This window comes from Streptomyces chengmaiensis (assembly GCF_029846775.1).
In the GTDB taxonomy this organism is placed as follows: domain Bacteria; phylum Actinomycetota; class Actinomycetes; order Streptomycetales; family Streptomycetaceae; genus Streptomyces; species Streptomyces chengmaiensis.
Map to the genome: position 1 here is coordinate 68055 of NZ_JARWBG010000021.1, position 20859 is coordinate 88913.

The 20859-nt window shown below is 72.8% G+C and carries 20 protein-coding genes; 14 read left to right on the forward strand and 6 right to left on the reverse strand.

The features are described 5' to 3' along the window. The first annotated feature begins 106 nt into the window (after positions 1-106). Genes QCN29_RS18895 through QCN29_RS18910 form a run of 4 tightly spaced genes read left to right on the forward strand, consistent with a single transcriptional unit; the run spans position 107 to position 4944 of the window. Complete coding sequence (locus QCN29_RS18895; RefSeq protein WP_279929468.1) at positions 107-1510, forward strand: tryptophan 7-halogenase; 1404 nt, start codon at positions 107-109, stop codon at positions 1508-1510. Further along, positions 1507-3054, forward strand: a complete 1548-nt coding sequence (locus tag QCN29_RS18900; protein ID WP_279929469.1) for a peptide MFS transporter — start codon at positions 1507-1509, stop codon at positions 3052-3054. The genes QCN29_RS18895 and QCN29_RS18900 overlap by 4 nt, the downstream gene beginning before the upstream one ends. Beyond that, positions 3051-4073 carry a methyltransferase gene (locus QCN29_RS18905; RefSeq protein WP_279929470.1) on the forward strand — a complete coding sequence of 341 codons (1023 nt, stop codon included), beginning with the start codon at positions 3051-3053 and terminating at the stop codon, positions 4071-4073. The genes QCN29_RS18900 and QCN29_RS18905 overlap by 4 nt, the downstream gene beginning before the upstream one ends. Positions 4074-4086: 13 nt before the next feature. After that, complete coding sequence (locus QCN29_RS18910) at positions 4087-4944, forward strand: LLM class flavin-dependent oxidoreductase (protein ID WP_279929471.1); 858 nt, start codon at positions 4087-4089, stop codon at positions 4942-4944. A gap of 643 nt (positions 4945-5587) precedes the next feature. On the opposite strand, the gene hypE is transcribed toward QCN29_RS18910, so the two are convergent. The 6 genes from hypE to QCN29_RS18940 all read right to left on the reverse strand — a co-directional run bounded on the left by hypE (position 5588) and on the right by QCN29_RS18940 (position 11823). After that, on the reverse strand, positions 5588-6577 hold the full coding sequence (hypE, locus tag QCN29_RS18915; protein ID WP_279929513.1) for a hydrogenase expression/formation protein HypE: 990 nt from the start codon (positions 6575-6577) through the stop codon (positions 5588-5590). An 88-nt stretch (positions 6578-6665) separates the two neighbouring features. Further along, positions 6666-7805, reverse strand: a complete 1140-nt coding sequence (hypD, locus tag QCN29_RS18920) for a hydrogenase formation protein HypD (RefSeq protein WP_279929472.1) — start codon at positions 7803-7805, stop codon at positions 6666-6668. Further along, positions 7802-8134 carry a HypC/HybG/HupF family hydrogenase formation chaperone gene (locus QCN29_RS18925; protein WP_279929473.1) on the reverse strand — a complete coding sequence of 111 codons (333 nt, stop codon included), beginning with the start codon at positions 8132-8134 and terminating at the stop codon, positions 7802-7804. The genes hypD and QCN29_RS18925 overlap by 4 nt, the downstream gene beginning before the upstream one ends. Positions 8135-8183: 49 nt before the next feature. Next, positions 8184-10532 (reverse strand): carbamoyltransferase HypF, encoded by a 2349-nt coding sequence (gene hypF, locus QCN29_RS18930; protein ID WP_279929514.1) that lies wholly within the window; start codon positions 10530-10532, stop codon positions 8184-8186. A 62-nt stretch (positions 10533-10594) separates the two neighbouring features. Continuing rightward, positions 10595-11401 carry a hydrogenase nickel incorporation protein HypB gene (gene hypB, locus QCN29_RS18935; RefSeq protein WP_279929474.1) on the reverse strand — a complete coding sequence of 269 codons (807 nt, stop codon included), beginning with the start codon at positions 11399-11401 and terminating at the stop codon, positions 10595-10597. Continuing rightward, entirely contained in the window at positions 11401-11823 is a 423-nt protein-coding gene (locus tag QCN29_RS18940) for a hydrogenase maturation nickel metallochaperone HypA/HybF (RefSeq protein WP_279929475.1), read from the reverse strand. Before QCN29_RS18940 ends, hypB begins: the two co-directional genes overlap by 1 nt. Before the next feature lie 181 nt (positions 11824-12004). Between QCN29_RS18940 and QCN29_RS18945 the strand changes: the two genes are divergently transcribed. From QCN29_RS18945 to QCN29_RS18990, 10 genes are read left to right on the forward strand one after another with little or no spacing between them, the layout of a single operon-like run. Next, positions 12005-13696: an enoyl-CoA hydratase-related protein gene (locus QCN29_RS18945; protein WP_279929476.1), complete on the forward strand. Its 1692-nt coding sequence runs from the start codon at positions 12005-12007 to the stop codon at positions 13694-13696. A 56-nt stretch (positions 13697-13752) separates the two neighbouring features. After that, positions 13753-14820 carry an NADH-quinone oxidoreductase subunit B family protein gene (locus QCN29_RS18950; RefSeq protein ID WP_279929477.1) on the forward strand — a complete coding sequence of 356 codons (1068 nt, stop codon included), beginning with the start codon at positions 13753-13755 and terminating at the stop codon, positions 14818-14820. A gap of 48 nt (positions 14821-14868) precedes the next feature. Next, positions 14869-16656 (forward strand): nickel-dependent hydrogenase large subunit, encoded by a 1788-nt coding sequence (locus QCN29_RS18955; RefSeq protein WP_279929478.1) that lies wholly within the window; start codon positions 14869-14871, stop codon positions 16654-16656. Positions 16657-16667: 11 nt separating this feature from the next. Then, positions 16668-17231, forward strand: coding sequence for a NifU family protein (locus QCN29_RS18960; RefSeq protein ID WP_279929479.1), 564 nt, complete (start codon positions 16668-16670; stop codon positions 17229-17231). Further along, positions 17228-17947: a DUF5947 family protein gene (locus tag QCN29_RS18965; protein ID WP_279929480.1), complete on the forward strand. Its 720-nt coding sequence runs from the start codon at positions 17228-17230 to the stop codon at positions 17945-17947. The genes QCN29_RS18960 and QCN29_RS18965 overlap by 4 nt, the downstream gene beginning before the upstream one ends. Beyond that, entirely contained in the window at positions 17932-18138 is a 207-nt protein-coding gene (locus QCN29_RS18970) for a hypothetical protein (protein ID WP_279929481.1), read from the forward strand. The genes QCN29_RS18965 and QCN29_RS18970 overlap by 16 nt, the downstream gene beginning before the upstream one ends. Continuing rightward, positions 18135-18851, forward strand: coding sequence for a DUF6084 family protein (locus tag QCN29_RS18975; RefSeq protein WP_279929482.1), 717 nt, complete (start codon positions 18135-18137; stop codon positions 18849-18851). Before QCN29_RS18970 ends, QCN29_RS18975 begins: the two co-directional genes overlap by 4 nt. Further along, on the forward strand, positions 18848-19918 hold the full coding sequence (locus QCN29_RS18980) for a hypothetical protein (protein WP_279929483.1): 1071 nt from the start codon (positions 18848-18850) through the stop codon (positions 19916-19918). Before QCN29_RS18975 ends, QCN29_RS18980 begins: the two co-directional genes overlap by 4 nt. After that, positions 19915-20715 carry a hydrogenase maturation protease gene (locus QCN29_RS18985; protein WP_318036719.1) on the forward strand — a complete coding sequence of 267 codons (801 nt, stop codon included), beginning with the start codon at positions 19915-19917 and terminating at the stop codon, positions 20713-20715. Before QCN29_RS18980 ends, QCN29_RS18985 begins: the two co-directional genes overlap by 4 nt. After that, the gene (locus QCN29_RS18990) at positions 20712-20843 is read left to right on the forward strand and encodes a DUF6893 family small protein (protein ID WP_275674556.1); all 132 of its coding nucleotides are present in this window, start codon (positions 20712-20714) and stop codon (positions 20841-20843) included. The genes QCN29_RS18985 and QCN29_RS18990 overlap by 4 nt, the downstream gene beginning before the upstream one ends. Positions 20844-20859: the final 16 nt, after the last annotated feature.

The window sequence follows — 20859 nt, forward strand, 5'->3', positions numbered from 1 at the left end:
CCCGCCTCATGTCGAGGAGTTCTCCACTCCGCCTCCGGCCGGCCCCGGCACGGTGCAGCCGACGGTCCGAACCCGTCTCGCGAGCTTCGGAGGAATGGAGAAACAGATGCGTGGTTCCACCCAGATCCTCGTCATCGGGGGAGGGCCCGCGGGCTCCACCGCTGCAGGACTGCTGGCCAAGGAAGGCTTCGAGGTCACACTGCTCGAACGGGACCAGTTCCCCCGCTACCACATCGGCGAGTCGATCCTCCCCTCGTGCCGGCCGATCCTGGAGATGCTCGGCGTCTGGGACAAGGTGCAGGCCCATGGCTTCCAGCCCAAGGGCGGGGCGTACTTCTTCTGGGGCCCCGAGGAGTGGGAGGTCCGCTTCAACAGCCTCGGCGACGACGGAACCAACGCCTGGCAGGTGGTCCGTTCGGAGTTCGACGAGCTGCTGCTGCGCCACGCGGCCGACCTCGGCGTCGAGGTCGTGGAGAACACCGTCGTCAAGGAGCTGGAGTTCGACGGCGACCGCCCCGTCGCCGCGCTGTGGGCCGGCGCCAAGGACCCCGCGCTCAGCGGCCGCATCACCTTCGACTATGTGATCGACTGCTCGGGCCGCGGCGGCGTCTTCGCCGCCCGCCATCTGAAGAACCGCCAGTACCACGAGATCTTCCGCAATGTCGCCGCCTGGTCGTACTGGAAGAACGTGAAGCCGCTCGACCGCGGCCCCGAGGGCTCCATCGCCGTTCTGTCCGCCGAGGACGGCTGGTTCTGGAACATCCCGCTGCACAACGGCACCACCAGCATCGGACTTGTCACCGGCCGGGACATCTTCAACGAGAAGAAGAACACCCTCGGCGGCATCCAGCAGGTCTACGACAAGGCCATCGCCGAATGCCCCCATCTGCTGCGCTACCTCGAAGGGGCCGAGCAGATCTCCGGCATGAAGGTCGAACAGGACTACTCGTACGCCGCCGATTCCTTCTGCGGCCCCGGCTATCTGCTCAGCGGAGACGCCGCCTGCTTCCTCGACCCGCTGCTGTCCACCGGGGTCCACCTGGCCACCTACAGCGCCATGCTCGCCGCCGCCAGCGTCGGCAGCGTGCTCCGCGGCGAGGCGGAGGAGAAGGAGGCCTGGGAGTTCTACCAGACCGTCTACCGGCACGCCTACGAGCGGCTGCTGGTCCTGGTCTCGGTCTTCTACGAGAGCTACCGCGGCAAGGAGCACCACTTCTACAACGCCCAGAAGCTCACCACCGAACAGCGCGAGAGCCTGTCCATCCAGGACGCCTTCGACCGCATCGTCACCGGCATCGCCGACCTGGAGGACGCCCAGGACGTCTACTCCCGCGTCCACGCCCACCTCAACGGCGCGGAGAGCGGCGACCCCAACCCGCTGGCCAACCTGAACAAGGTCCATGAGCAGAAGCAGGCCCCGATGCGGCCCGAGAACGCCGTGGGCGGGCTGTACCTCGCCTTCCGGCCGCGGCTGCACCTGGCACGCGCGGAGGGAGCGACCAGCGCATGACTGCCGTACGCGCCGAACAGGGCCCCGGCGGGGCGGGCACCGGATCCATCAGAACCTGGCCCGCCTGGTACCGCACGCTCTTCATGAGCGACGTGTGGGAGCGGTTCGGCTTCTTCGGAATGCAGGCCATCCTGGTGCTGTTCGCCGTCGCGCCGCGCGACGAGGGCGGCCTCGGACTCGCCAAGGCCGACTCCGCGGCGCTGTTCGGCGCGTGGATCGGCCTGGCGTTCATGCTCTGCCTGCCCGGCGGCTGGGTCGCCGACCGGCTGCTCGGCCCCCGCCGCACGCTGCTGCTGGGCGCCTGGGTCACCACCGCCGGCCACTTCACCCTCGCCGCACCCTGGCTGTGGACCACCCCCATCGGGCTGATCCTGCTGGCCGCGGGCCTCGGCCTCTACAAGCCGAACCACCAGGCCATGCTGAACCTGATGTTCGGCAAGGACAGCGGTCGCCGCGAAGCCGGCATCTCCATGATGTACGTCGGCATCCAGGTCAGCGCCCTGCTCTCGCCGCTCATCGCCGGCTTCCTCGGCGAACGCGTCGACTGGCGGCTCGGCTTCGCGGTCTCCGGAACCGCCATGCTGCTCGGCACGCTCCAACTGTGGATGAGCCGACACCAGTTCAAGGACATCGGCTCCGCTCCCGGCCGGCCGCTCAGCGGGGAGGAGTCCCGCCGCGCCTCGCAGCGGATCGGCATCGGCGCGGGCGTCCTCGCCGTCCTGCTGGCCGGCATGGCCGCCTCCGGCGGGCTCAACCCCGGCAGCGCCATCGCGCTCGTCGGCATGGCCTCCATCCTCGCGCCCGTCATCGCCTACACCGTCCTCTACCGCAGCCGCGAATTGACCGCGGGCGACCGCAGGCGGCTCCGCTCCTTCCTGTGGATCTTCCTCGGCTCCACCCTGTTCTGGTCGATGATCGCCCAGGACGGCTCCTCGCTGACCCTCTTCGCCAAGGAGTCGACGGACCGCCAGGTCCTCGGCTTCGATGTTCCGGTCAGCTGGCTCCAGTCGGCGACCCCCCTGTTCATCCTGGTCCTCGCGCCCCTCTTCGCATGGCTGCTGCTGCGCTCCGGCGGGGGAGTGGCCGGGGTTCCGGTGAAGTTCTCCGTCGGACTCGCTCTGACCGGAGTGAGCTTCCTCGTCATGGCACTCGCCGCCGGGCTGGCCGCGGACGGGGAGAAGGTCTCCCCCCTGTGGCTGCTGACCGTCTATCTGATGCACGCCTGCGGCGAGCTGATCGTCGCGGCCGTCGGCATCGCCGCCGTCGCCTTCGTGCTGCCACGCAGGTTCATGGCCCATATGCTCGGCCTGCTGTGGCTGTTCGCCGCCCTCGGCGGCGGCGCGGGCAGCGGCATGGTGCGGCTGATCGACGTCATCCCCGAGTACGCCTACTACCTGATGCTCGCGGGGATGGCCCTGGCGGCGGGCGGAGCGCTGGCGCTGCGCAGACACGCGGTCGTACGCGGCCTCGCCCCCGACGACGCCGAGACCCCCGGCGCACCCCCGACCGACCCCAAGGCCCTCAAGGAGGACAGCCCGGCATGAGCGCTGCAGACCAGGCGACGACCGACCCCAAGGACCCCTCCGGCACCGCCGCGCTGGGCCTCGGCTTCGCCTCCGCCAAACTTCTCCTGAGCGCCCTGGAGCTGGGCGTGTTCACCGTTCTCGACCAGACCGCCGACCGGGAGGCGGGAGCCGAGGAGCTGCGCGCCGCGCTCGGGCTGCACCCGCGCGCCGCTGCCGACTTCTTCGACGCGCTCGTCGCGCTCGGCCTGCTGGAGCGCACCTCCGGCCGGTACCGCAACAGCGAGGCGGCCCGGCGTCGGCTGGTCCGCGGCGAGGACTACGCGGGCGGCTTCCTCGAGGGAGCGAACCTCGTTCTCTACCCCGCCTGGGGGAAACTCACCCAGGCTCTGCGCACCGGCGCCCCGCAGGCCGAGGGCGACTTCGAGGCCATGCTCAGCGACCCGGCCGCCCAGCGGGTCTTCCTCGCCATGCAGGACTCCCTGAGCGCCCCTCTCGTCCCGCATCTGCTGGATGCCGTCGACCTGACCGGTTACACGACGCTCGTCGACGTCGGCGGCGCCCGAGGCAACCTCGCCGGACTGCTGCTGCGCGCCTGCCCGCAGCTGACCGGCCGGGTCTTCGACCGCCCGCAGAACGCCGGCCCGTGCGCCGAACACGCCGAGACGCTGGGCGTGGCCGGACGGCTGGACTTCACCGGAGGCGACTTCTTCGCCGACGACCTGCCCGAGGCCGACGCCATGGTCATCGGCCATGTGCTGGCCGACTTCTCCCAGGAGGAGCGCAAGCAGCTCATCGGGAAGGCGTACAAGGCGCTGCGGCCCGGCGGAACGCTGCTCGTGTACGACCCCATGCCCGGCGACAAACCCGACCTCGCCTCGCTGGTGGCGTCGCTGCACATGCTGGTGATGACCCCGGCGGGTGCGGGCTACCACCCGGGCGACTGCGCCCAGTGGATGCGCGTCGCCGGGTTCACCGACACCGCGCAGCATGCCCTGCCGCTCGGGAACACCCTGGTGACGGCCCGCAAGACCGCCTGACCGAGGAGCCCTGATGGACATAGGAGTGGGCCTGCCCACCACAGTGCCGGACATCGACGGCCGTCGGCTCGTCGACTGGGCGCGGCTGGCCGAGAACCACGGCTTCGCCAGCCTCGGCTGCCTCGACCGTCTGGTGTACGACAGCTACGAGCCGCTGACCTCGCTCGCCGCCGCGGCCGCGGTGACCGAGCAGATCCGGCTGACGACCTCCATCCTGATCGCCGCGTACCGGCCGGGCCCCGCTCTGCTGGCCAAACAGCTCGCCACCATCCACGAGATCTCCGGCGGACGGCTCACCGTCGGTGTGGCGGCAGGGGGCCGGGACGACGACTTCCGCGCCACCGGAGCGCCGTACCACGACCGCGGCAAGCGCCTGGACGCCCTCCTCGGCGAACTCCGCGACGTGTGGAGCGGCAAGGGCCCGGTCCCCGGCATCGGCCCCTTTCCCCAGGGGGACGGCCCCGAGCTGATCGTCGGAGGCCACACCCCGGCCGCGATGGCCCGAGCCGCCCGCTTCGCCGACGGCTGGATCGCGGGCGGCAGCTCCGCCACCGCCTACGCGGACCTGGCCCGCCGGGCCCGCGAGGCCTGGCGGTCCCACGGCCGCACTGACGCCCCGCGGCTGGTGGCCCTGGTGTACGCCTGCCTGGGCCCCGGCGCCCGCGAGACAGCCGAGTCCTATCTGCGCGCGTACTACTCCTTCATCGGCCCCAAGGCGGAGATGGCGGCCAAGGCGGTCATCACGGACGCCTCCCAACTGCGCGACACCGCCGCCGCGTATGCGGAAGCGGGCTGCGAAGAACTGCTGGTGTTCCCCTGCACGGCCCAGGCCGGCCAGTTGGAACTCCTGGCAGCCGCGACGCTCGGTTGAGGGTCAGGGCCTGTCGTCCGGATCTTGCCGGGCTCGCGTGCCCTGGCACCGCACCTCGCTGCGTTGTCATCAGTCGCCGATGCTCCGCATGGACTCCTTCTTCCGCCTTGCGATGCACGGCACCAGACCCCGCTCCCTGATCCGGCCTGATCCGGACGACAGGCCCCGAGCGCCGCGCACCAAGGCCCCGCCGGGTGCACCCGGCGGGGCCTCTTCGCCCCCGTCGGCGCGCCCGCGAACTGCTCTCGCGGACCGACCACGTGCGCCCGTGCCGCCGGTCCGCGCGGCGGCCTACGGAAAGCGTGGGCGGCCCGCGCCCGGCAGGGTCGGGGCGCACACCGCGGACGGCGCGGCCGTACCCGGCCCGTATCGCGTCGCGGCTGCCGCCGCCGACATCCTGCGTCCGTGCGGACCGCGGGCCGACGGGCTTCCGCCTGACGCCGGGGAAGAGACCGGTGTCGCATGTGATCCCCTCGGACGTCCCTCGCTCGCCGGCGGGCACGGGCCGTCACCGTCCCGGCCGTGGCAGTCGGCAGGCCGACTGCCACGGCCGGGGCCGCAGTCCATGGGTTCGGGTGCCGCGGCCGGCGCGGCCTGCAACGCCCGCCTCGGTTCTCGGCCGCACCCGGCCGGGGCGGTTTCGTCAGCAGATCCGCGGCAGTTGTTCGCCCAGGGGCAGATCGATCACGCGGGTGCCGCCCAGACCGGTGCGGGAGACCACCATCCCCGGGTGTTCGGCGACGCACTCGCCGATCACGGCCGCGCCCGTGCCCAGCGGATGGGCGCGCATCGCGGCGAGCACCGCGTCCGCCTCGGTGCGCGGGACGAAGGCCACCAGGCGCCCCTCGTTGGCGACGTACAGCGGGTCCAGGCCCAGGAATCCGCACGCGCCCGCCACCGCCTCCGGGACGGGGACATGCCGCTCGACGAGGGCGACGCCCGTGCCCGAGGCCGCGGCGATCTCGTTGAGGGCGGTGCCCAGGCCGCCGCGCGTCGGGTCGCGCAGCACATGCACATCGCGGGTGACCGCGAGCATCGCCTCCACCAGGGAGCCCAGCGGCGCGGTGTCGCTCTCCACCTCCACCCCGAACTCCAGCCCCTCGCGCACGCTCATGATGGCGATGCCGTGCAGCCCGATCGGGCCGCTGACGATGACGACGTCCCCGGGAACGGCCCGCTGGGGGCGGATGTCCACCCCGTCCGGCACCAGCCCGATCCCCGAGGTGTTCACATACACGCCGTCGCCGTGCCCTGCCTCGACGACCTTGGTGTCGCCGGTGGCGATCACCACCCCGGCCGCCGCCGCTGCCGCCCCGATCGCGTCGGCGATCCGTCCCACGACCGGCAGCCCGACACCCTCCTCCAGGATGAAGGCGCATGACAGATAGGCCGCACGGGCGCCGCTCATCGCCAGGTCGTTGACCGTGCCGTTGACCGCCAGGTCGCCGATGCTGCCGCCGGGGAAGAACAGCGGCCGTACGACGAAGGAGTCGGTCGAGAACGCCAGCCGCGCCCCCGGCAGCGGCAGCACCGCCGAGTCCCCGAGGCCGCCGAGCGTCTCGTTGCCGTACGCGGGCGTGAACAGATGCCGGGTGAGCTCGCCCGACAGCGCGCCGCCGCCCCCGTGCCCCATGACCACCACGGGGTGGTCGCGCAGCGGCGCGGGGCAGGTCCAGCCGGCCGGGTCAAGAGTCGTCGGCTCCGGTACGGTGATCGTGGTCTCAGCCAACGGTCGTCGCCTCCTGGGCAGTCGCGGGCCGCCGCGCCGGGGCGTCCAGGCGGCGATAGAGGTAGTACGCGGCACAGGCCCCCTCGCTGGAGACCATCGTGGCCCCGAGCGGGGTGCGCGGGGTGCAGGCGACGCCGAACGCCTCGCACTCGTGCGGCTTGATCAGCCCCTGCAGCACCTCGCCGCTGCGGCACATCGTCGGCTCTGCGGTGTGCATCGACTCCACGTCGAAGCGGCGCTCCGCGTCGTACTCCCAGAACGCCTCGGCGAGCCGCCAGCCGCTGCCGGGAATCACCCCGATGCCGCGCCACGCCCGGTCGGCGACCTCGAAGACCTCCTCGATCATGCGCAGCGCGACAGGGTTGCCCTCCTCGCGGACGGCCCGCGCATAGGCGTTCTCCACCCGGTGCTCACCGCGTTCGAGCTGTCGCACGGCCCGCCGGACCCCTTCCAGGATGTCCAGCGGCTCGAACCCCGTCACCACGATGGGCGCCTTGTGCCGCTCGGCGAGCGGCGGGTACTCCCGCGTGCCCATCACACTGCACACATGGCCCGCCGCCAGGAACGCCTGCACCCGGCAGTCCGGCGCGCCCATGATGGCCTCGACGGCCGGGGGGACCCGCACATGCGACACCAGCAGGCTGAAGTTGCGGACGCCCAGCCGCAGCGCCTCGTGCACGGTCATCGCGTTCGCGGGCGCCGTGGTCTCGAAGCCGATGCCAAAGAAGACGACCTCCTTCTCCGGGTGACGGCGGGCCAGTTCGAGCGCGTCCATCGGCGAGTACACCACCCGCACGTCCCCGCCCTCGCTGCGCACCCGGAACAGATCGCGGCCCGTGCCGGGCACACGCAGCATGTCGCCGAACGAACAGAAGATCACATCCGGCCGGGAGGCGATCTCCAGCGCCTTGTCGATCATCTCCAGCGGGGTCACGCACACCGGGCAGCCCGGGCCGTGGATCAGCTCCACCGTGTCGGGCAGAAGCTGGTCGATGCCGTGCCGGATGATCGAGTGGGTCTGGCCGCCGCAGACCTCCATCAGCGCCCAGGGGCCGGTGACGGCCGTGGCGTGGATGTCGTCCAGCAGTCGGCGGGCGAGTTCGGGGTCGTGGAATTCGTCGATGTACTTCACCGCGGCTCCTGAGGTGCGAGGGCCGCCGTCCGCCCGGCGGCCGGTTCGTCGGTCAGTCCGGCCTCGGCGGCCGCACGGCTCCAGGGGTCGCCGAACTCCTCCTCCAGCAGACCCAGTTCCCCGAAGAGCCGCAGCGAGGCCCGCGCGGACTCCTCGTCGAGCAGCTGCAGGGCGAAGCCGACATGGACGATGACGTACTCGCCCTCCTCCGCCTCGGGCACATAGGCGAGGCAGACGTCCTTCACCACCCCGCCGAAGTCGACGCGCGCCATCGGCGTGCCGTCCCGTTCAAAGACCCCGACCACCTTGCCGGGCACCGCCAGGCACATGGTGTTCTCCGTTCGTCGCTGGTTCGTCGCTGGTTCGTTGACTGGCCGTCTAGGTCGTGCCGTCCCGCCCCGCGGCCACGAGAAGCTGGCCCAGGGCGAGTCCTCCGTCGCCCGGCGGCACCTCGCCGTGGCGCAGCACGGTCAGTCCCGCGGCCCCCAGCCGTCCGGCGCACTCCTCGTCGAGCAGCGCATTGGCGAACACGCCGCCGGTCAGGCCCACCGCCTCGGCCCCGGTCTCCCGGCGGGCCGCCAGACACACCTCGGTGACCGCCGCCGCGACCGCCCGGTGGAACCGCGCCGCCACGACCGGGGCGGGCGCCCCGCCGCGCAGATCCGCGACCGCCGCACGCAGGACGGGAGCGGGATCGATCAGGGTGACGCCGCCGGGACCGCTCCCGCGCAGCCCGAAGCCGTACGCGTGTCCGTCGCCCTCCCACGCCCGCGCGGCGGCGGCCTCCAGCTCGACTGCCGCCTGTGCCTCGTAGCCCGCCCGGTGGCACACCCCGGCCAGGGAGGACACGGCGTCGAACAGCCGGCCCATGCTGGAGGTGGGGACACAGGCGAGGCCCCGCTCCAGCTGACGTGCCAGCAGCCGCAGCTCATCGGGCGCGCAGGCCGCGGTGCACGGCAGATCCGGGTCCCAGGCGACGCCGGCCGCACGCAGCCGGGCCAGCGCCATCCGGCAGGGGTTGGCCACGCCCGCGTCCCCGCCGGGCAGCGGTGCGTAGGCGAGATGGGCGAGCCGCCGGTATCCGCGGTAGTCGGCCAGCAGAACCTCGCCGCCCCACACCGCGCCGTCGTCGCCGTAGCCGGTGCCGTCGAAGGCCACCCCGATGACGGGCGCGCTTCCGTCGAGGCCGTGCTCGGCCATCAGGGAGGCGACATGGGCGTGGTGGTGCTGCACGCGCCGCAGCGGCAACCCCGCCCCGGCCGCGCGGCGTGCGGCACGGCGCGCCGAGAGGTATCCCGGGTGGCGGTCGGCGGCCAGAAGTCCGGGGGCGACGCCGGTCAGCTCCGTCAGCCGGCGCTCCGCGGCCTCGGCCGCCTCCGCCGTGGCGAGGTCCGCCATGTCGCCCACGTGGGGGGAGAACCACGCCTCGTGCCCCGCGCCGAGGCACAGCGTGTTCTTCAGGTCGCCGCCGACGGCCAGCGTCGGCGGGACGGCCGACGGCAGTGCGACGGGGGAGGGCGCATAGCCGCGTGAGCGGCGCAGCACCAGCACCCCGCCGTCGTCCGGGCGGAGACGGACCACGGAGTCGTCGCACGGCGCCGCGATGGCCCGGTCGTGCCAGAGCCAGGCGTCGGCGATCCCGGCGAGGCGGCGGACCGCCTCGCCGTCATCGGTCACGATCGGCTCGCCCGAGCGGTTGCCGCTGGTCATGACGAGCATGCGCGGGCCGGGTGGATCGCCGGGCAGCCCGAACAGCAGCCGGTGCAGCGGGGTGTACGGCAGCATCACCCCCACATGCGGACTGCCCGGGCAGACGCCCCCGGCCAGTCCCCGCTCCGCCGCGACCGCGGCCGTGCGGCGGCGCAGCAGCACGATCGGACGGCGGCGGCCGGCCAGCACCGTGCGCTCCGCGGGACTGATGTGCGCGATCCGCTCCGCCGCGTCGAGGTCCGCGCACATGACCGCGAACGGCTTGCCGCCGCGCTCCTTTCGTGCGCGCAGCGCCTCCACGGCGGCTGGGTCGTCGGCGGCGCAGGCGAGGTGGTATCCGCCGAGGCCCTTGACCGCCAGGACCGCGCCCCGCGCCAGGAGCTCCCGCGCCCGGTCCAGGGCCTGCTCGCCCCGGCGCTCGGGCCGTGCGCCGCGGGCGAGGGTGAGGCGGAGCCGCGGCCCGCAGTCGGGGCAGGCGACCGGCTGGGCGTGGAAGCGGCGGTCGGCCGGGTCCGCGTACTCCCGCGCGCACAGCGGGCACAGCGGGAACGCGGCCATCGTGGTGGCGGCCCGGTCGTAGGGGAGGCCGGTGGCGATGGTGAAGCGCGGCCCGCAGTGCGTACAGGTGATGAAAGGATGCCGGTGGCGGCGGTCCCCGGGGTCGGCCAGCTCTCTCAGACAGTCGGCGCACACGGCGGTGTCGGGCGGGATCGCCGTCCTGGCGCTCCCGCCCCCGTCCACGGCGTCGTTCGAGGGCAGGATCGTGAAGTCCCGGCCGCCGGTGGCCCGTACGGGTTCCCAGTCGACTCCGGTCACGGCCGCCAGCGGCGGCTGCTCCTCCCGCAGCCGTCTGCAGAACTCCTCGACAGCCGCAGCCGGGCCCTCCACCTCGGCGGTGACGCCGTCCGTTCCGTTGCGGACGAAGCCCGCCAGGGCGAGGCCCCTCGCCAGCCGGCACACGAACGGCCGGAAGCCCACGCCCTGCACCGTGCCGCGCACCCGGACCCGGCGGCGCACCGCCGTGCCCGGCGAGGCGCCGGCCTCGAGCGGGTCCGGCGCGGTGCGCGTCGGCGTGTCCTTCACAGGGCGGAGCCCGCGCCGACGGACCCGTGGCTGTGCGGGCGGCCGTCCGCACCGCGGCCGCGGCCGTGGCCGTGATCTTGCCCGTGGCCATGGGCGTGGCCGTGGGCGCTCAGGTGCTCTGCGGCGAGCAGCGGACGGTGCGGCTCGGCCCCGTCGCACACCGCCGCCACCCGGTCCGTGAACGCGTCCACGCCCCGCCCGAGGCGGGCGCTGGTGCGCAGCACCTCCACGCCCGGGTTGATCCGTTCGACATGGGCCAGGAACTCCGCCTCGTCAAAGCAGACGGCCTCCGCCAGATCGGTCTTGGTCAGCACGACCAGGTGCGCCAGACCGAAGGCGGTCGGGTACTTGACCGGCTTGTCCTCGCCCTCGGTGACCGACATCAGCGCCACCCGGAGGGTCTCGCCGAGGTCGTAGGAGGCGGGGCAGACCAGATTGCCCACGTTCTCCACGAAGAGCGCCCGGATCCCTTCGGGCAGCCATCCCGTCACATGGGCGCGCAGCTGGGCGGCTTCCAGATGGCAGAGCCCGCCGGTCAGGAGCTGCTTGACGGGCGCGCCCGAGCGCGCCAGCCGGCGTGCGTCGTTCTCGGTCGCCAGGTCGGCGGTGAGCGCGGCCGCAGGCAGCCCGCGTTCGGCGGCCCGGCGCAGCACGTTCTCCAGCAGGGCGGTCTTGCCGCTGCCCGGGCTGGACAGCAGATTGACGGCCGTCACGCCCCTGGCCGCCAGTTCGGCGCGGAGACCGGCGGCCAGATCATCGTTCTTGGCCAGTACGGCCTCGCGTAGCTCGACGCTGCGGCACATCAGGCGTCCTCTCCTCTTCCCGCGGAACGGGGCGCGGCCGGACAGGGCTCCCGGTCCGGCGGGCGTACGTCGTCGGGCTGCGCGAGCTGTACGCCGATCAGCTCGAGTTCGCGGCCGGCAAGCAGTCGTGCGGCGGGCCGCTCGCACCGCGGGCACCACAGCCGGGGCGGGGACCCGACGGCGAACTCGGCGTCGCAGCCGTCGCACGCGGCGCGGGCGGGCACCTCCTCGACGATCAGTTCCGCACCGGCCAGCGCGGTGCCTTCGGCGGCAAGCCGGAAGGAGAACCGCAGGGCGTCGCCGACCACGCCGGACAGTTCGCCGACGCGCAGCCGTACGGCGTCCACCGTGGCCGCACCGTGTGCCCGCGCCGTCTCCTGGGCCCGCTCGACGACGGCTGCGGCGATCGACAGTTCGTGCATGGGTCCCCACGCTAGGCGCGGCGGGGTGCCGGCTTTCGGATGGCGTACGCGGGGCGGCCTCCGATTCCACCCGCTGGCCCAAACCCGGCGCGGTGTGCGGCGCGCCCGTGCCGGAGGCGGCGCCCCGGCGGCCACCATCGGCGGTCGGGAGCCGAGCCGAACGCCGATCCGAGGAGCCGTCATGCGGGTGCTGCTGGTCGCCAGCGCGTTCAACAGCCTGTCGCAGCGAGTCCAGTGCGAGCTGAGGGACCGGGGCCACGCCGTCTCGGTCGAGCCGGCCGGCCGCGGCGGGGTGCGCCCCGACGCCGTGGCCCGCCACGCCCCGGACCTCGTCGTCGCGCCGATGCTCACCGCCGCGATCCCCGAGGAGGTGTGGTCGGCGTACACCTGTCTGATCGTGCATCCCGGCCCGCCGGGGGACAGGGGGCCGTCCTCCCTGGACCGCGCACTCCAGGGTGGCGTCGACCGGTGGGGGGTGACGGTCCTTCAGGCGGTCGGGGAGATGGACGCCGGTCCCGTCTGGGCGTCGGCGGCCTTCGACGTGCCGGCGGGCGTCGGCAAGAGCGACCTCTACCGGGGCGAGGTCGCCGACGCCGCGGCGGAAGCGGTCCTCCTGGCCGTCGAACGCTTCTCCTCGGGGACATATGCACCGGTGCCGCAGTCTCCGGCTGCGGCCTCGGTGTTCCCTTATATGAGTCAGGAGGAGCGACGGATCGACTGGCTGCGGGAGCCGACGTCCTCCGTGCTGCGCAGGCTGCGGGCCGCCGACTCCCATCCGGGCGTGCTCGACCGGCTCCTGGGAGGCGAGTGGTATCTGTGCGGCGGCCATGAGGAGGACACCCTCACAGGACCGCCGGGCGAGCTGCTGGCCACCCGGCACGGGGCCGTGTGCCGGGCCACCGTCGACGGCGCGGTGTGGATTCCGCAGCTGCGGCCCAGGCGGGCTCCCGGCCGCCCGGCGACGTTCAAGCTCCCGGCGGCCCTGGCGCTCGGCGACCGGCTGCCGGCCGTTCCCGAGCTGCCCGGCCCGCTGCGGCCGCCTGCGGGGCGGAGCACCTGGTCGGACATCCGCTATGAGGAGCAGGGGGCGGTCGGGTTCCTGCGGTTCTCGTTCCCGGGCGGCGCGATGGGCGTCGACCACTGCCGCCGGCTGCTCGACGCCTACCGTGTGGCGCTGACCCGGCCGACGGACGTTCTGGTGCTGGGCGGGAGGCGCGACTTCTTCTCCAACGGCATCCATCTGGGGGTCATCGAGGCCGCGGCCGACCCGGCGGCGGAGTCCCGGGCGTGCATCGAGGCCATGGACGACCTGGTGGAGGCGGTGCTCACCACGACCGACCGGCTCGTCGTGGCCGCCCTGGCGGGAAACGCGGCGGCGGGCGGGGCGATGCTGGCGCTCGCCGCCGACGAGGTGTGGTGCAGATCCGGATGTGTGCTCAACCCCCACTACCGGCTGATGGGGCTCACCGGCTCCGAGTTCTGGACGTACACGCTGCCGCGGCGGGTGGGCGCGGCGGCTGCCGGACGGCTGATGCGCGAGGCGGAGCCGGTGAGCGCCCGGGCCGCGCTGGGCCTGGGGCTCGTCGACCGGGTGGTGGAGTGCGGCCCGGAGGACTTCGCCGCCCAGGTCGCCCGTTCGGCCGAGCGGCTCGCCTCGTCGGCCGCGCTGCGCTCCCGTGTCGGGGCGAAGAAGGCGGCCCGGGAGCGCGACGAGGCCGTCCGCCCGCTGAGCGACTGGCGGGCGGAGGAGCTGAAGCGCATGCGGGGCGTCTTCGACGACCCGGAGGCTCCGTATCACGCGCTGCGGTCGGCTTTTGTGCGCAAACAGCCCCGTCCCGGCGTGCCCACCACCCTAGATATGCCCGAATTGTGAGCATTGTTACGGCGTGAAAGCCTGCCGTAGAGGCCGTCGGCAGAAAGGAATCCGCCATGAGCACGGGAACCGAGGCGTCGCAGAACGAGGCCGCCGCCTCCGTGGACGAGGTCCATATCCTGTGGACCTCGGAGGGGATGAGCTGCGACGGGGACACGGTGTCGGTCACGGCAGCCTCGCTGCCCAGCCTGGAGGACGTCGTCCTCGGCGCGATCCCCGGCCTGCCGAAGGTCGTCCTGCACAACAAGGTCCTGGCGTACGAGAGCGGCGACGACTTCATGGCGGCCTTCCACCGGGCGGCCCGCGACGAGCTGGGCCCCTTTGTGCTCGTCGTGGAGGGCTCCATCCCCAATGAGCGCGTCAACGGCGACGGCTACTGGGCGGCGATGGGCAACGATCCGAAAACCGGGGAGCCCATCACCTTCAACACCTGGCTCGACCGGCTGGCGCCCAAGGCGTTCGCCGTCGTGGCCGCCGGCACCTGCGCCGCCTACGGCGGAATCCACGCCATGGCCGGCAACCCCACCGGCTCGATGGGCCTTGCGGACTATCTGGGCTGGGACTTCCGCTCGGCAGCGGGCATGCCGATCGTGAACGTGCCGGGCTGCCCCGTCCAGCCCGACAACTTCATGGAGACGCTCACCTGGCTGCTCTACCAGGCGGCGGGCCTCGCTCCGCCGCTTCCGCTCGACGAACAGCTGCGGCCCACCTGGCTGTTCGGCAAGACCGTCCACGAGGGGTGCGACCGCGCCGCCTACTACGAGCAGGGCGACTTCGCCAAGGACTACAACTCCCCCAAGTGCCAGGTGAAGATCGGCTGCTGGGGGCCCGTGGTGAACTGCAACGTCACCAAGCGCGGCTGGATGGACGGCGTCGGCGGCTGCCCCAACGTCGGAGGCATCTGCATCGGCTGCACCATGCCGGGCTTCCCCGACAAGTTCATGCCCTTCATGGACGAGGCGCCCGGCGCCAGCATCTCCTCCAGCATCCTCTCCTCCTCCTACGGCCCGCTCATCCGGTCCCTGCGCGCCATCACCAACAAGGCGGCCAACCGCGAACCCAAGTGGCGGCACGACCGCGAGCTCGTCACCTCCGGCTACAACCCCCGCTGGCCGCACCGCTGACCCGCTTCCGCCCGCCCCCGCCGAAGACCGCCCCGGAAAGGACCGTCCGTGTCGAGCGAGACCCTCGTGCCGTCCCAACAGCGTGAACTGACCGACGTCGCGTTTGACCCCATCACCAGGATCGTCGGCAACCTGGGCATCTACACGAAGATCGACTTTCCGCGCCGGGAAGTCGTCGAATGCCGCAGCACCTCGTCCATCTTCCGCGGTTACAGCGTCTTCATGAAGGGCAAGGACCCCCGGGACGCCCACTTCATCACCAGCCGCATCTGCGGCATCTGCGGCGACAACCACGCCACCTGCTCCGTCTACGCCCAGAACATGGCCTACGGGGTCAAGCCCCCGCCGCTCGCGGACTGGATCATCAACCTCGGCGAAGCCGCCGAGTACATGTTCGACCACACGATCTTCCAGGACAACATGGTCTTCGTCGACTACTGCGAACGCATGGTCAAGGAGACCAACCCGGGGGTATGGGAACGCGCCGAGCGCACCCCCGCGCCACGCGCCGACCGGCACGGCCTGCGCACCATCGGCGAGATCATGACCTCGTACAACCCCTTCGAGGGGAGCACGTACAAGGAAGCCCTCGAGATGAGCCGGCTCACCCGGGAGATGATCTGCCTGATGGAGGGCCGGCACGTCCACCCCTCCACGCTCTACCCCGGCGGCGTCGGCACCGTCGCCACCCCGCAGGTCTTCACCGACTACCTCGTCCGGCTCACCCGCTGCCTCGACTTCATCAAGCGCGCGGTCGCCATGAACGACGACGTCTTCGACTTCTTCTACGAGGCCCTGCCCGGCTACGAGGAGGTCGGCCGCCGCCGTACGCTGCTCGGCTGCTGGGGCGCCTTCCAGGACCCGGAGGTCGTCGACTACGACTACCGGACGATGAACACCTGGGGCAACGCCATGTTCGTCACCCCCGGCATCGTCGTCGACAACCAGCTCGTCACCACCGACCTGGTCGACATCAACCTGGGCATGCGCATCCTGCTGGGCAGCTCGTACTACGAGGACTGGGAGGGCGAGGAGGTCTTCGTCGACACCGACCCCCTGGGCAACCCCGTCGACCGACGCCACCCCTGGAACCAGACCACGCTGCCCGCGCCGCAGAAGCGGGACCTCAACGGCGGAAACTACAGCTGGGTGATGAGCCCCCGCTGGTACGACAAGCGCACCGGCGACCATCTCGCGCTGGACACCGGCGGCGGACCCATCGCCCGCCTGTGGGCCACCGCGCTCGCAAACAAGGTCCGCACCCCCTACGTCCGTTCCACCGGGCACAGCGTGGAGATCGACCTGCCCAAGACGCCGTCGAGCCCCGAAGTGCGCCTGGAGTGGAAGCCGCCCGCCTTCCCCAACACCATCGAACGCAACCGCGCCCGCATGTACTTCGTCGCCTACGCCGCCGGGATGGCGCTGCACTTCGTGGACAAGGCCCTGGGCGAGGTGCGGGCCGGGCGCACCAAGGTCTTCCAGGACTTCACCGTCCCCTCCGACGGCATCGGCGTCGGCTTCCACGAGGCCGTCCGCGGAGTCCTCTCCCACCACCTGGTGATCCGCGACCGGAAGATCGCCAACTACCACCCGTATCCGCCCACCCCGTGGAACGCCAGCCCCCGAGACAGCTACGGAACGCCGGGCCCGTACGAGGACGCCGTACAGGGCTGCCCCATCTTCGAGGAGAACGGCCCCGACGGCTTCAAGGGCATCGACATCATGCGCACCGTGCGCAGCTTTGACCCCTGTCTGCCCTGCGGCGTCCATATGTACCTCGGCGGCGGACGCACCCTGAAGCAGTCCCACTCGCCGACCTTCGGCGCACACTCCTGAAGGAGGCGGCCATGCCCTGGGACGAGGAAGCAGCCCGCCGGCACGTCGTCAGGACCGAGCAGCAGCTCGCCGCCCTGGACTCCCTCCCGGACCATGCGGCGGCCGCCCGTGCCCGCGAGGCCGTGGAGGCGCTGGTGGACCTGTACGGAGAGTGCCTTGCGAGGATCACGGCACAGCTCGGCGAGGCGGACGGTCAGGCGGTCCGTCGGCTGGCCGACGACCCGCTCGTCGGCCATCTGCTCCTGGTGCACGACCTCCACCCCGACCCGGTCGCCAGCCGCATCGGGGCCGTACTCGCCGAACTGCGGCCGGCGCTCGGCGGCGGCGAGGCCGAACTCCTCGCCGTCGAAGGGGCCGTGGCACGGCTCCGGCTCACCGAGGGCGGCGCTTCGGGCGGCTGCGGCTGCTCCCCGGACGGGCGGCCCGACGACATGGTGCGGGACGCGGTCCTGGGGTGCGCCCCGGAGATCGAACAGGTCGAGATCGAGACCGTGCGGGCCCCCGCTCCGCAGGCCGTGATCCCCGTCGCCGACCTCTTCCGCGGTCCCGCCCTCGCCGTGCGGGAGGCGGGGTGACCACGCCCCGGGCCTTCGCGGCCCCCCGGCTGCGCCGACTGGCGGCCCGCGCGGGCCCGTCCCCCGGCGGCGCCTCGCACGGAACGCATGAAGTGTGCGACCTGTGCGCTCAGCCGATCCCACCGGACCACCGGCACCTGCTCGAGGCAGGCAGCGGCGACATCGCCTGCGGCTGCCCCGCCTGCGCACTGCTGTTCGATCGTGCGGACGCCGAAGGGGCCCGCTACCGGCTGGTCCCGGACACCCGCAGACGGCTGGACGGACGCGTCATCGACGACGCGACCTGGGCCGGTCTCGGCATCCCCGTGGGCCTGGCCTTCTTCACCCGGCCCTCGGGCTCCGACGCGGTGCACGCCGCGTACCCCAGCCCGCTGGGCCTGATGCGCTCCGTCGTCGCCCCGGAGAGCTGGGCCGGAGCCGAGGCCGCCTGCCCCGCCCTGGCCGCCATGACCCCCGATGTGGAGGCCCTGCTGGTCAACCGGGTGCACTCAGAGCCCCGGCACTGGCTCGTCCCCCTGGACGACTGCTACCGCCTCGCGGCGCTGGTGCGCGCACACTGGAAGGGACTGGGCGGGGGAGACGAGGTCTGGCAGCAGGTCGACGGATTCTTCCAGGCACTCACACCAGGCCCCGCGCGCGGCGCGGGCCGTACCGGCCCCGCATCCGGCGAGGGCCCCGCACACGACACCCAGGAGGCGTCATGGGCATCACCGTAGGCAAGCCCGACGTCCGCGTGGACAAGGCGGCACACGTCCCCGGCGTCCGCCGGGGCAACCATCAGGGACTCGGCAAACACCAGCCGGGACACCGGCGCGACGACACCTCGACCGCACGCCGCTCGACCGGCATCAACGCCAGGTGCCACGACCCGATCATGCCCGACATGCCGAACCTGTCGCCCGCATGACGGCCGCCGCCCAGCAGGCGACCGGGCCCCTCGGGGCCGACGGCGGCGCGACCGCCCCGGCGCCCGAACTGACCTTCGCCGTCACCGGGGTCGAGCCGGAGCGCCACGCCGCCGTTCCCACCCTGCGCTTCACCCTGCGGACGGCCCGCAGCGGCGGCGGGCCCGTCCGGGCCGTGGCGCTCACGGTCGCCGTCCGCATCGAGGTGACCCGCCGCGCCCACGACCCCGTCGCCTGCCGGGCGCTGACCGAACTGTTCGGACAGCCGGAGGAGTGGGGCCGGACCATGCGGCCGCTGCTGTGGACTCAGGCCGCGGTACAGGTGCCGCCGTTCGACGAGCAGACCTCCGTACCGCTGCTGGTGCCGTGCGCCACCGACGCCGAACTGGCGGTGACCAAGTATCTGCGCGCCGCCGGGGACGGCGAGGTGCCGCTCGGCTTCCTCTTCAACGGCACGGTCTTCTACCAGGCCCCCGGCCCCGTGCCGGCGCCCAACATGCTGCGCACCGCGCACATCCCCTGGTCCGCCGAGGCGTCCTGCCGGCTGCCCGCAGGGCTCTGGCCCCGGCTCGTCGAGCGGTACCACGGGACGGACCCCTGGCTGCGGCTGCCCCGGGAGACCTGTGACCGGCTGGACGCCTACCGCGCACACCACGCACTGGGCAGCACCGACGACGCGGTGCGCGCCCTGCTCGACCGATCGGGAGCACCATGAACGACCCGGCAGTGCCCACCGCCGTCGACGCCATCGCCCGCACCTGCCTGTACGAGGGCTATCTGCTGTGGCCCTACCGCAGGTCCGCACTGAAGAACGCCAAACGCTGGACGTTCGGCGGGATCTTCCCCCGGGGGGACTGCGCAGAGACGCTCGGCGAACGGGACGGCGTCACCGCCCAGGTGCTCCTGGAGCACGTCCGCCCACCGTACGAGGTGACGGTGCGTCTGAGGTTTCTGCACGTCGTGGACCGCACGGTCTGGCGGGAAGGCCCCGAGGGACCCGAACGGGCAGACGCGCTCACCGTCGCCGGCGAGCGCCATGTGACCTGGCAGGAGGCGACCGAGCGCGAAGTCCTGCTCGCACTCTCCGTGCCCGGCGACGGCCCGCGCACCACGTCCTTCGACATCCCCGAGGGCTCCGACACCGAGCCCCTCGCCGACGCCCGGGGACGGCGGGCCGGCAGCGTCGTCCACAGCTGGCGGCGGCTGACGGGCACGCTCACGGCCGACAGCGAGCCCCTCGCGCCCGGCGTGGACCGGCTGACCGTCCGCGTGGTGAACACCTCGGACTGCCCGCCGCCCCGGCCCGGAGACCGGCACGCCCGGGAGCGCGCCGCCGGCAGCGCCTTCGCCTCCACACATCTGATCCTGCACAGCGACCAGGGCCGGTTCGTCTCCCAGCTGGACCCTCCGGAGGAACTGCGTCAGGCCGCCGCGGCCTGCGCCAACGACGGCGTCTGGCCGGTCCTCGCGGGGGAGCCGGGCGGCGCCGACGGCCGCCGGGCGCACACCGTACTCGCCTCCCCCATCACGCTGTACGACTTCCCCGCAGTGGCCCCGGAGAGCCCGGGCGACCTCTTCGACGGCACGGAGATCGACCAGCTGCTCGTCCTGAGCGTGCTCAGCATGACCGAGGAGGAGCAGGCCGAGGCCCGCGCCTGCGACCCCCGGGCCCGCGAGATCCTCGACCGCTGCGCCGGACTCGGCCTGGACGAGCTGGCCCGGTTGCACGGCGCGATCCGGGAGTTCCGCCCCGCGGCCCCGCAGCCGAGGGAGGACGCGTGAGCGACCGGCCGCGGACGGTGCTCGTGGACGGCGTCCCCGTCGGACGGGGCAGTCGTGTCCGGCTGAGGCCGTCCCGCAGGGCCGACATCCTCGATCTGGCGCTCACCGGCCGGGAGGCCGAGGTCGACGCGATCGAGGAGGACCTCGAGGGACAGCTCCACCTGGCCGTGCTCGTCCGGGACGACCCTGGCCGCGACCTGGGGGCGAGCGGAAAGATCGGCCACCGCTTCTTCTTCACACCGGAGGAGGTGGAGCCGTTGGAGCCCCGCGGCGGCGGTGCGCCCCCTCGGGTGCTGGTCGCGGGCATCGGCAACATGTTCCTCGCCGACGACGGCTTCGGCCCCGAGGTCGTCGCCGCGCTCCGGGAGCGGCCGACTCCGCCCGGCGTGCACCTCGTGGACTTCGGCATCCGGGGGATGGACCTGGCCTACCGGCTGCTCGACGGCTACTCCGCCGCACTGCTCGTGGACGCGGCCCCGCGCGGGGAGCCGCCCGGCACGCTCAGCGTCATCGAGCCCGACCTCCCGCCGGAGACCGCCATGCCGGAGGCCCACGCCATGGACCCGGTCCGGGTGCTCGCCCTGGCCCGGAGGCTGGGCGACGGCACGCTGCCACGCGTCCTGGTCCTCGGCTGCGAACCCGAGGTCCGCATGACGGGCGAGGAACCCGATGTCGTCGTCGGTCTGAGCGTCCCCGTGAAGGAGGCTGTGTCACGGGCCGTGCCGCTCGTCGAGTCCCTCGTCGCCGAACTGCTTGAAACATCCGTCCCCGCCGCAGGAAAGGCAGCAGCCCCATGAAGAACGGCATCTTCATCCCCGCCTCCGTCGTCCGCCTCGCCGTCGGCGCCCTGGCGGTCGCGGTGACCGCCATCGTCGTCGCGGAACTGCCCGAGGCGTGGCGCTACTACAAGATGGAGACGATGTGACCGAGCAGGGGCCCGG

What these genes read in the sequence shown, in the direction of transcription:
- QCN29_RS18895 (WP_279929468.1), top strand. Translation starts at nt 107, where the DNA reads ATGCGTGGTTCCACCCAGATCCTCGTCATCGGGGGAGGGCCCGCGGGC.
- QCN29_RS18900 (WP_279929469.1), top strand. Translation starts at nt 1,507, where the DNA reads ATGACTGCCGTACGCGCCGAACAGGGCCCCGGCGGGGCGGGCACCGGA.
- QCN29_RS18905 (WP_279929470.1), top strand. Translation starts at nt 3,051, where the DNA reads ATGAGCGCTGCAGACCAGGCGACGACCGACCCCAAGGACCCCTCCGGC.
- QCN29_RS18910 (WP_279929471.1), top strand. Translation starts at nt 4,087, where the DNA reads ATGGACATAGGAGTGGGCCTGCCCACCACAGTGCCGGACATCGACGGC.
- hypE (WP_279929513.1), bottom strand. Translation starts at nt 6,577, where the DNA reads ATGGGGCACGGGGGCGGCGGCGCGCTGTCGGGCGAGCTCACCCGGCAT.
- QCN29_RS18925 (WP_279929473.1), bottom strand. Translation starts at nt 8,134, where the DNA reads ATGTGCCTGGCGGTGCCCGGCAAGGTGGTCGGGGTCTTTGAACGGGAC.
- hypB (WP_279929474.1), bottom strand. Translation starts at nt 11,401, where the DNA reads ATGTGCCGCAGCGTCGAGCTACGCGAGGCCGTACTGGCCAAGAACGAT.
- QCN29_RS18940 (WP_279929475.1), bottom strand. Translation starts at nt 11,823, where the DNA reads ATGCACGAACTGTCGATCGCCGCAGCCGTCGTCGAGCGGGCCCAGGAG.
- QCN29_RS18945 (WP_279929476.1), top strand. Translation starts at nt 12,005, where the DNA reads ATGCGGGTGCTGCTGGTCGCCAGCGCGTTCAACAGCCTGTCGCAGCGA.
- QCN29_RS18950 (WP_279929477.1), top strand. Translation starts at nt 13,753, where the DNA reads ATGAGCACGGGAACCGAGGCGTCGCAGAACGAGGCCGCCGCCTCCGTG.
- QCN29_RS18960 (WP_279929479.1), top strand. Translation starts at nt 16,668, where the DNA reads ATGCCCTGGGACGAGGAAGCAGCCCGCCGGCACGTCGTCAGGACCGAG.
- QCN29_RS18970 (WP_279929481.1), top strand. Translation starts at nt 17,932, where the DNA reads ATGGGCATCACCGTAGGCAAGCCCGACGTCCGCGTGGACAAGGCGGCA.
- QCN29_RS18975 (WP_279929482.1), top strand. Translation starts at nt 18,135, where the DNA reads ATGACGGCCGCCGCCCAGCAGGCGACCGGGCCCCTCGGGGCCGACGGC.
- QCN29_RS18980 (WP_279929483.1), top strand. Translation starts at nt 18,848, where the DNA reads ATGAACGACCCGGCAGTGCCCACCGCCGTCGACGCCATCGCCCGCACC.
- QCN29_RS18990 (WP_275674556.1), top strand. Translation starts at nt 20,712, where the DNA reads ATGAAGAACGGCATCTTCATCCCCGCCTCCGTCGTCCGCCTCGCCGTC.